Here is a 9,830-nt window from a genome sequence, read left to right as displayed (position 1 = left end):
GCCCGAGCATCACGTGGGCGGCGTTCGACCTGGGCAGCGTGCGCGCCCGTTTACGCGGTGCCGATGCGGATGCCGAAGGCGCCCTGGCGACCTACGAGCAGCAAGTGCTGCTGGCACTGGAAGAATCCGAAAATGCCTTCAGCGACTACGGCAAACGCCAACAACGCCTGATTTCGCTGATTCGTCAAAGTGAATCGAGCCGCGCGGCGGCCGACCTGGCGCAGATTCGCTACCGCGAAGGCACGGCGGACTTCCTCGTCCTGCTCGACGCCCAACGTGAACGACTGGCCGCAGAAGACACCCAGGCTCAGGCCGAAGTCGATTTGTACCGGGGCATCGTCGCCATCTACAAAGCCCTGGGCGGCGGCTGGGCACCGGAAACAGTCGCCTCGAAGTAACCGTTTCAAAGGCCCCTTTGGTTGGTCGCAACCGACCATTTTTTAGCCCCGCGTCTCATTCGGTCGCGGGGCTTTTTTTGTCTGCACGATTATTGAATTCACCACAATCCCACCTTTGATCAGCGGTGAAAAAAATCTGCGCCGGACGTACATCCCCTGTAGGAGTGAGCCTGCTCGCGATGGCGGTGTGTCAGGCAACGATGACGTCGACAGGTATGACGCCATCGCGAGCAGGCTCACTCCTACAGGGGTTAGTGTTGATTTTGAGAGTCTCGGGTTTCCATGACGGTTACGGTGGCCGTGGTCCCGGCACGCAAGCGGTGTTTCGCGGCGTAATCCGCGTCGATCCGGATCCGCACCGGCACCCGTTGCGCCAGTTTCACCCAGGTGTAACTGGGATTGATATTCGCCAGTAAACGGCCGCCCGGCAGGTTTTCCCGGTCGGCGATGGCAAAGGCGATGCTTTGCACCGTGCCACCGAACCTCTCGCCACTCATCAACTCGATCCGCACGCGATCGCCCTCCTCGATGCGCGGCAGCTTGGTTTCCTCGAAGTAGCCGCTCACATAAAACGAATCGCTGTCGACCAGCGCCAGCAGCGCTCCACCCGCCGTCGCGTAGTCGCCCTCACGGGTCAGCAGATTGGTGACATAGCCAGTGACCGGGGACACCACTCGGGTGCGTTGCAAGTCCAGTTCGGCCTGAGTCAGCGCCGCAATGGCCAACTGCACATTGGCCTGGGCCAAACCCAGATTGGCCTGATTGCGCAGTAACTCGGCCTTGGCGACAGCCACCTCGGTACTGGCTTTCTCCCACTCTTCGCCCGAGATCGCGAACCCCTGTTTGAGCGTACGCCGCCGGCGCTCTTCGCTTTCGCGCTGTCTGAGCAACGCTTCACTGGACACAATCGTCGCTTCGGACTGACCGAGCGTTGCCTTGGACACCTCCACCGCGCGCCGGGCATGTTCGACCGCCAGGGTGTAACGCGCCGGGTCGATCTCCAGCAAAACCTGGCCCTTTTCGACGTGCTGGTTGTCCTGAACGACAAGGCTGACGATGCGCCCGGACACATCGGCAGACAAGGTCACCACATCGGCCCGCACCCGCGCGTCTCGAGTCCACGGCGCGCGCGTGTAGTGCTCCCAGGCGAACCAGCCCAGCACGAAGGCCAGGAATACAATTGCGACGGTCGTCAATCGGGGAAGTAGTTTTTTCAAGTCACCAGGCTCCCATCAGCAGAATCAGCGTCGCGCAGACGCAGGCGTAGAGCGCGCCTTCGAACAGGGCTTCGTGCCAGACGAAACGCAGTACACCGATGCGCCGCAGCATCCAGTCCACGACCAAAAAAATCGGCAAGGCCAGCAACAGGGCCTGCGCAATGGGCGGTAAGTAGACGCCCCCTATTTCCAGATCAATGGGCAAAGTCGGCTACTCCTTCCGGGTCGACAGGTTGAAAGTGTTCCCTGTGTCGTTCCAGGAACGACACGACGATCAGCAACGCCACGCGCATGCGAAACACCGTCCAGAGGTGTTCATGGACGCCAGCGTGCAAGGTATCCAAATGATCGCCCAGATGACGCAAGGCGCTGAGCACCGGATCAAGCGCAAGGCCAGGCCGACCCGCGAGCAAACGCCCGGTGTCCTGAACGGTCGCCAGCAAGCGGTGCTGCACATCGGCACTCAATAAGGTGTTGCGCAGGGCTTGTTGCCTGAGCTGGTTCAACGCCACGCCCACTGCCATGCACCCCAGACTGAATTCGAACAATGTTCGGGACTGTTTGTCGGTAACCGCAGGCAGCAAACCCAGCATCATGGTCAACCGATCGACCATACGGCTTTCGAAGGCAAACTGTTGCTCATCGGTGGCCGGGGTTTTCAGCAAGGCGTACACCTGCTCGCGGTTTTCGTGGTACAGACGGCGAATCCGCAGAGCGGGCCTGAACGGAAAAATCAGCGCATAGACGCTGAGCGCCAGTGTCGTCGCACAGATGTACGCACCGGCAAATTCGAACCACTGGATCGCAGAATTCTGGCCGATCCCGACGTTTTGCGGGCCCACCATCAAAAACGTCGACAGCCCAAGGCCAATACCCGTTCCCGTAGTGGCCGGGCTGGCCAGCCCAACGGCCACGGCATACAGCAACGGTGCCAACAACAAGGCCAACAGCTCGAAGTTGCTGATCATGGGTACCAGCATGAACAGGTAGATTGCCGATACCACCAACGCCAGGCCCAGGCCCCTGGCGTAACTTTGCGCAGCCAGCAACGGTCGCGGGAAGGTTGCCATCAGCGAACACAAGATACCGACCAGAATCATCCCGCCCCGCGCCCCGTCCCAACCGGTCTCGATCCAGATCAGACCGGCCACTACCAACGCCGTAAAGGCCCGGGTGGCGTTCATCGCCGCCAGGGTGAAATCCAGGTGCAGGGGATTGTCCTGGCCGCGAAATACCGAACTGGCTTGCCGTTCTTCCTGAATCGCGTCACTCAGTTCCAGAATCTGCCCCAACTGTTCCAGCAACCGCGCCTGCTCCCAGCGCAGCGCCCACGCCAGCGAGCGCACGGTGGCCGGCATCGTTTCGGTCAACTGCTCAGCCCTGTAGGCCAGATCATCGAACCGTTGCTGCAGCACCGTGAAGTGGTGGCGGGACTCAGTCGATAGCGAACGCCCCTCCTGCGCCAGCTCATCGAGAAAACGCAATTCCTCAGCACGAATCAGTTGGATCTCTTCGGTCAACTCTCCCTCCAGTCGCTCAGTCAGCAACTGGCGCTGATGCCGCAACGCCGTCAGCCGTGAGGTCAACAGCACCAGTTGATTACCCAGTAACTGCACCAGTCCATTGGCACTGCGCAGCCGTGGCGCGTCGAAATACAAGTGCCGACGCACGCCTTCGAGGGCGCTGATTTCGCCCAGTAGCTGCATTTGCCGCCGATGGAATTCTTCTTCACTTTCTTCCGTGCGAATGACCGCCGCAGCGTGGGTCGCCAGCAGCTTGATCACTTGGTTGATGCGAGTGAAGTAATCCCTGGCCACCGTTTCCGGTCGCGCCGTCAGCAGGCTGACCACGCACACACAGGCCACCGCCAACAGTGTTTCCGTCACGCGTGTCACCGCCAGCAGGAACGTACCGTCCTGATCCGGCACCGCCAGCAAAGCCACCACGACCGCGGTGTAGCCGCTGAGCACAAACGCTTGGGAACTGGTATAGCGCAACAGGGTGCCGCCGGCCGTGCACAGGGCCAGCCACAGGGCAAGGGTCAGAATGAAAGGCAGTGGCGCCTGGGGAAATATCGCCATGATCACCACCGCGACGATGGCACCCAAGGTGGTGCCAATGACCTGACCGAAACTGCGTGCCAGCGCCATGCCGCCGAGCGGCTGACTGACGATGACCACGGCCATGATTGACCACTTGGGCTGGTCCAGATCGAACAGGAAGGCCAGGTACAACGTCAGCAACCCGGCGGCGACGGTTCTCAGGGCAAACAAAAACACGCTGGGGCCGGGATTGAGGATCGCCTTGAAGTACAGAAGCAACGCTTGCATGGGAACGCTCATTGAGTCATCTCCCAGCAAGCGTAGTCACTGCGTGGACGGACGGGATGTGTTTGTGCACCCGCCCTAACCGCCTGCTACACGCGACGGATTACCCGGTAAAGGATATCCGTCGCTGCATTGACTACATTTAATATGCCTGAGGTTTTAGAGGTGTTTGAGTGGCGTTATTGGCGTGAACCAATGGCGTTAAAGGAAATGGAATTTCGTCTGCACTGGAACCGGGACTGCTCTTTCCAATGGCACGATTCAATGCGCTTTGATTGGGTATGAACTTACCAGCGCTGTCGTAGGCGCCCAATATCATCGAACCTGGAATATCTTGTGCATAGACTATTTGATAAGGGTCATTACCCGCGCGCGATCCGGAGTCAGCCTGCCAGTTCCTGTTGCGTGCGACGTCATAACCATTCATCGCTCTGCCATCGATCAAATAGGTGTACCCGCCTGACTTTCCACCCTGGTGAAAAGCACCCATACCGTTGTTATCGTAATATCCGGACGCTTTCAAGCCGGAATCGACTCCACTGTTGGCGTTCATACCGTTGATGTCCTGAATGTTGTTCACCGGCGCATTCATTTTAAAACCCTGAGCGAACACCTCCTGAGGAGATCTCAAGTCCCCGCATAACGTGAAACCGCGATAGACAAAACCCTCCTTCGGGCCGCTGAAATACAGGACGCGCGAGCGATCCATGAGACGTTGTGCAGCTTCCGGCCCCTTCTTGCTCAACGATTTAAGCCGAGCCGAAACCCGCTTATTGGTGAACTTTCGGATCAATTTTTCCTGAACAAGCAAAGGGTTTCTGACGCGTGGGGCAATCCATTTTTCTATATGTCTAGCGCCCGGCCCTAGCGGCGTTGAGTCATGGCCATACGCGGGAAGGAAATCAGTGATCTCTTTTGGCAAGGAGCTCGTTAGTTCTAATAGTTGATAGACTTTAAGAGTAATTCGAAATAGCTCTGCTTGATTAGGCACTCTCCCAAAAACCTGGCCTATGTAGGGAGCAGCGATTTGCGTAACAAGCCCCTTAATCGCCGCGGCTTTGAGTCGATTGCCCTCCGAGGGGTCATCATTCAATTCTCCTTGCGTGTATTTAACTGCTGAAGCACCCGCACCCAACAAGAAAGCAAGCCCTGCGGTAGGTGCCCCTGGTAAACCCGATAAAATTGCGCAATACTTAATGTATCTGCTAACACGTCCAATAGTTTGTCAACGAATCGCTCATCCCACGTGGATGTCTTGGTGTCCATATTCTCCCGGGCTTTGACAGTCGCACTATAGAATAGAACTTTGAAAACATCGTATTGCTCGCCATAGTGATTAGGACCATCTTTACGACCAATAATGATGGGGTCATATGGCCATTTATAATCTATACCATGACTCCAGACAGATCGTCCTTGACTGTACTTAAAATCGTCCTCGTCGCGACCCAGCAGGATTTTCAGGGGGATTCGTTTCGACAGTTCACTGCTCAACTGTGGGAACTCCTCTATTGATTTTCCACCTTCTCTAAATAGCTCAACGGGGCTCTCGATAACCGTTGCGTTCCCCCCCAGAAAAACAAATAACCCTTCCGTCCTCTTACCCTCACTCGTTAAAAAAACAGCATCAGACACATGGAATTCATCACTAAACCCACCATTTTTAATAGCAATAGGCCTGACCCGGGTTTCCCCCTTCAAAAAACTCTTGATAATCTTTATTGCGTCCTCGGACGCCGCTGGGCTTTCGAGATATTCAGTCAACAGCTTTTTCAAATTAACATCGAATGCAGCTTTCCAAAGCTTATAGGTGTGTGGCTTCCAAAGCATTCTGTCCAAACGCTTATTGTGTTCTGCTGCAAGATTAATATTCTTTACAGCGTCCTTGAAATGCTGGGTGTATCCAGAGGGCCAATGAACCGTCATCCGTTCAAGGTCTTTTTTTGCTTTATCATGCTGCCCCGCCATCAACCCCGCCAGGGTAAATCTTTCATCCCTTATATGCGCCTGAAAAATATCGACATGTTTACCTATTGGAAGCGGGGTTACATATTCAACACGGAAAGTCGATGTAGCGGTTGTTGTTTTTTTTAGATGATCAGATATATCTGATTCGGAAACTAATTTCTCCACCTCCGATAGAATAAACAATGAAGAATCCAATAATATTTGCAGCTCCACAAAATCATCGACAAACGTGCGGGCCGCCTGGCTTATCGTGAAACCAGGCGCAATTTCTTCACCCGGCCCGATGGAGATCTCAGCATCTGACGAGCGCTGCCCGGCCTGAATGATTAAACGTGCTAACGGGCGTGCTGCTGCGACTCCCGGTATTAAGTTTAAGAGCATGTCCCCGCCAAAATCCAAACTGCGCTTTTCAATAGCGTGTGACGCCTTGTCTGCCACAAACAGTTTGGTCTCAGCGTAGACGGGAGTCTCGACCGCTGACTTGCTGATCGCGTCAGCCTCGAACTCTTCATGAGCGTCTAACTTTGCCTGTCCGATGATTTCGTAAAGATAATCCCGATAGATCACATTTGGGTCACCTGGTACGGGTCGTAGCGAAAGGGCCTCCAGTTTTTCAACCAACTCCGGATCATCGACGGGATTGGAGTAATCAGTCTTGCTGATCAATTTTTTTACTTCAGCTGCAAATTCCGGAAAAATCTCGAATAAATCCTCAATGCCCTCTATGGCATATTCATGGGCCACTGCTTCTTCGTCAGGCGCTGGTTCTGTATGGATGTCGAGCCCCCGTAAAGGATCCACCGCTTCCTCCAGTTCAGGCAGAAACCAGCTGGCATAAAAGTTACTGACCGCCATGTAGGCCGCAAACATTCCCACCGCTTTACCTGGGTTTTGCTCTATCAAATCGCCCGTTCGACTTAACACCGCGGCACCCGTGCCGAGCAAGCTGGAGCTCATCCGGGAGAGCCAAATACCCAGCTGCTCCTTGAGAACTTCCATATCCGCTGAAATGCGTGTGAACGTATCGGGAGGCAAACCAGTCGTTGTAGGCTGATAAGGCGTCTCTCCAAACGGTTCAAGCATGGTCTCCAGCTCCACCTCCTCTTGGGCATGGGCGCTGTCCCAAGGCACAGCATTGCGGAAAAACCGGTTCAGCAATTCATCCACTTGTGCCGCGAACTGGCCTACCCCGGCCAAAGGATCCATGGCGTCGGCTTGGGGCTGTTCCGGGTCTGGCGTCAACGGTGACCTGAAAAAATCCGACTCACCATTTTTCCAGGCATTTGCGCTTGGTTTTGGGCCAGGCCCAGCGGTTGAAATATGTCCACTGTCCAACCTCAAGGCCCCGAACGTATCCAGTGCATTGCAGGCGTACAATAATTTGCCAATTAAGCCGTCAGGAATTTGCGGCCCCGTCGTGGTGACGTTCGTGTAAAAATTTGCGTGACGCTCAAAGCCCTGCAAGGCGTTCAGCAATGAGAACTCTGCTTGCCCCGTTAGCACAGGTTTGGGGGTGTTGAAAAACCTCAGCGATATCAATTCAACCGTTCGTTCCTTCTCCGGTCGGGCCAAGCCACCCTGATAATCGGGCTTGAGCTGATCGCGGACGGCTTCGACCTTATGAATAACGTGATCATTCCAACGTTTGCGACCGTCAATGGGGGGATCGCGAAGTTCTGCAATCAGTGCCTCCAGATGTTCGAGTGCATCCTTCGGCGAGGATCGCATTTCACAATCCTGCTTGAGCGTATCCCAAGCCGTAAACAGCCCTTCATTGTCTGCACGAATGTACTGCCGGAGCTCCGAGGTCAGTTCCTCGATAACGTCCAATTGAGCGTTGGATAACCGCTGTTTGCCTGCGATTTTCTGACGCAGCTCTTCGCTTGACGCGTCCAGCCGGGACTGAATAAACGTCGTCACACCGTCAGCACGATGCTCACTTGTAAACCTGGCCTGCTCCCCGAACGCTGCTTGCCACTGGCCGGGCGGCAGATGGCAGAGGGCATCGACGATAGTGTTCTGTCTTGATTCACCCAAGCTTCCACGAGACCGGATCGAGCGAATGAAGGCGCTTTCAAACAGTCCGCTAATAGCCTTACCTGTGTCCGTTTGCAGAATGCCGCTGCGCAGGACTTCGAAGATTTCCTGTTCCTGCAACGTTGCACTCGTCAAGTACTCCTTGAGTGCTGTCCATTGCTCATCCAGATCCGCCTGATTAACGAACTCAGGATTGGAGGCATAAAACCTGCAGTCCAGTTGTGGTTGGGGAATTGCAGCATTCTTTTGCGAGGAGCTTGCCATCACGTCGCTACTGGGATGGCGCAGGGTTTCAGGGCTACTCTCGGTGTTCAAAACCGTACTGGAGAGCCGGGTTTGCAGTCGTCCAATGGGGTTGGAGAAAGGTAGCTGTGGCGAAGCACTGACAGTGGTGGTGTTACGAGGGGCAAGCATCAGATTGTTCGGTCCAGGCAGGTTCATTTCAACAAGCCTAAAATGCTGCTGTTTTTACCTCTTTCAAAAAAACGCCATTATTGCTGTGACGACTGACTACCTGGCTGAACGACAGTGATAGCGATGGATACCATTGAGGACCCCGTCAATCCTGGCGATTGGACGCTCGCCATACTTCTACACTGCAACCGCTGCGAAAGCGGCAAACCGACCTGCCGCCAGCGCTCGAACCGGTGGAGTATGTGCTGAACTGAGCCAGGGTTTGACTCAGGGCCCTGCCTGACCGAAGCTGGCAACTTTGCACTCGCTTGCCAGCAACGGATTTCTGCATGCCCCAGTCTCGCCGCTACCTGATCATCAGCCTCTGCGTGCTGTTCGCCCTCGTGATTGCCTGGTTTTTCCTGCGCAACACTACCCCTGTCGTGCCACAAGCGATCAAACGCGGCTACAGCGAAGCGCTGGACCAGGCTCGCGCCGGAAAACCCGGTGCGGCGCGCGTGCTCTATCAGCAATTGGCCCGTCCTGATATTTCCCCAAAACGCCGTATCTGGCTGCATGCCGAGTTGCCCAACTACCCCAGTTCCGTGGCACTGAAGCTGGCGGATGCGGACTTGCAGCATGAGTCGCCCGACGTGCGCATCGCGGCGATCAAAAGCATCAGCGGCCTGGTCCCCAATGGCCAGCGCAGCCTGTTGCTAGGGCCGTTGCTCGACGATGAAGAACAAAACGTGCGTTACGCCGCGGTCAATGCGTTGCTCGGGCTTTCGCCGGATGACCTCGGGTTGTATTTCGGGCCACTGGAGCAAGCCATCGATGCCTGGGAACAAGACCTGAAGAGCCAGCCCCAAACCGTAGACAATCAGTATCAGCTGGCCCGTTTGCATGTGCACAACGCCGAACTGAAAGAGGCGCAAACGGCATTGGACAACACTTTGCGCCTGGCCCCGGGAAACCTGCCGGCGCTGGTGATGCAGATCGATGTGCTGGACAGGCAAGGACAGAGCGATGCGGCCCGGCTTCTGCTGGCCAAGCAGTTGAAAGCCCAGCCGGACTCGGCGTATCTGCAACATGCCCTGGGGATGTGGCTGCTGCATCACGGGCAAAGCGAATACGCCGTGCTCGGCCTGTCCAAGGCCGTGGAGCTGGAGCCGGACAACAAGGATTACCGTTACGACCTCGCCACCACCCTCCACGATGAGCAGGAGCTGGAGGCGGCGCAGAAGCAGCTGCAGGAGATCGTCCAGCGTCACCCGGCTGATCGCAAGGCCCGTGTACTGCTGATCAACTATTGGAAGGAAAGCGGGCAACTGCAGAATGTGCAGATCCTTGCGGCACAGCTTGAACAGATGAATCCCGATGATCCGGCGTTGCAGCAAGGGCTTTGAGCGATCGCCAATAAAGCTTTGCTCCTGCTGAGATCGTGCATAAGCCATTTACGCAGCCCCATGACGCCTACAATTCGGTGTGCA

At 55.8% G+C, this 9,830-nt stretch carries 7 protein-coding genes; 2 read left to right on the top strand and 5 right to left on the bottom strand.

From position 1 onward, the window contains the following. On the top strand, window positions 1-398 hold a 398-nt coding region (locus tag GBC55_RS15505; RefSeq protein ID WP_247266924.1), incomplete at its 5' end, for a TolC family protein. Window positions 399-649: 251 nt separating this feature from the next. Here GBC55_RS15505 and GBC55_RS15500 read toward each other — a convergent pair. The 5 genes from GBC55_RS15500 to GBC55_RS15480 form a co-directional block, all read right to left on the bottom strand. Then, the gene (locus tag GBC55_RS15500) at window positions 650-1,615 is read right to left on the bottom strand and encodes an HlyD family secretion protein (RefSeq protein ID WP_162438218.1); all 966 of its coding nucleotides are present in this window, start codon (window positions 1,613-1,615) and stop codon (window positions 650-652) included. Between the two features lies 1 nt (window position 1,616). Beyond that, window positions 1,617-1,820, bottom strand: a complete 204-nt coding sequence (locus GBC55_RS15495) for a DUF1656 domain-containing protein (RefSeq protein WP_162438217.1) — start codon at window positions 1,818-1,820, stop codon at window positions 1,617-1,619. After that, window positions 1,810-3,957: an FUSC family protein gene (locus GBC55_RS15490; RefSeq protein ID WP_162438216.1), complete on the bottom strand. Its 2,148-nt coding sequence runs from the start codon at window positions 3,955-3,957 to the stop codon at window positions 1,810-1,812. The genes GBC55_RS15495 and GBC55_RS15490 overlap by 11 nt, the downstream gene beginning before the upstream one ends. Window positions 3,958-4,084: 127 nt before the next feature. Beyond that, window positions 4,085-5,035 carry a hypothetical protein gene (locus tag GBC55_RS15485; RefSeq protein ID WP_162438215.1) on the bottom strand — a complete coding sequence of 317 codons (951 nt, stop codon included), beginning with the start codon at window positions 5,033-5,035 and terminating at the stop codon, window positions 4,085-4,087. Then, complete coding sequence (locus GBC55_RS15480) at window positions 5,032-8,388, bottom strand: hypothetical protein (protein ID WP_162438214.1); 3,357 nt, start codon at window positions 8,386-8,388, stop codon at window positions 5,032-5,034. Before GBC55_RS15480 ends, GBC55_RS15485 begins: the two co-directional genes overlap by 4 nt. Before the next feature lie 302 nt (window positions 8,389-8,690). On the opposite strand from GBC55_RS15480, the gene GBC55_RS15475 reads away from it, so the two are divergent. Then, window positions 8,691-9,746, top strand: coding sequence for a tetratricopeptide repeat protein (locus tag GBC55_RS15475; protein WP_162438213.1), 1,056 nt, complete (start codon window positions 8,691-8,693; stop codon window positions 9,744-9,746). The last annotated feature ends 84 nt before the right edge of the window (window positions 9,747-9,830 follow it).

The organism is Pseudomonas sp. TNT3, assembly GCF_010095445.2.
GTDB lineage: Bacteria > Pseudomonadota > Gammaproteobacteria > Pseudomonadales > Pseudomonadaceae > Aquipseudomonas.
The sequence above is the reverse complement of the archived record's forward strand: the minus strand, read 5'-3'. Positions and strand labels throughout refer to the sequence as shown.

Bases quoted from the DNA above. Each gene is read 5' to 3' on its own strand.
- GBC55_RS15490 (WP_162438216.1), bottom strand. From the start codon at position 3,957: ATGAGCGTTCCCATGCAAGCGTTGCTTCTGTACTTCAAGGCGATCCTC.
- GBC55_RS15475 (WP_162438213.1), top strand. From the start codon at position 8,691: ATGCCCCAGTCTCGCCGCTACCTGATCATCAGCCTCTGCGTGCTGTTC.
- GBC55_RS15480 (WP_162438214.1), bottom strand. From the start codon at position 8,388: ATGAACCTGCCTGGACCGAACAATCTGATGCTTGCCCCTCGTAACACC.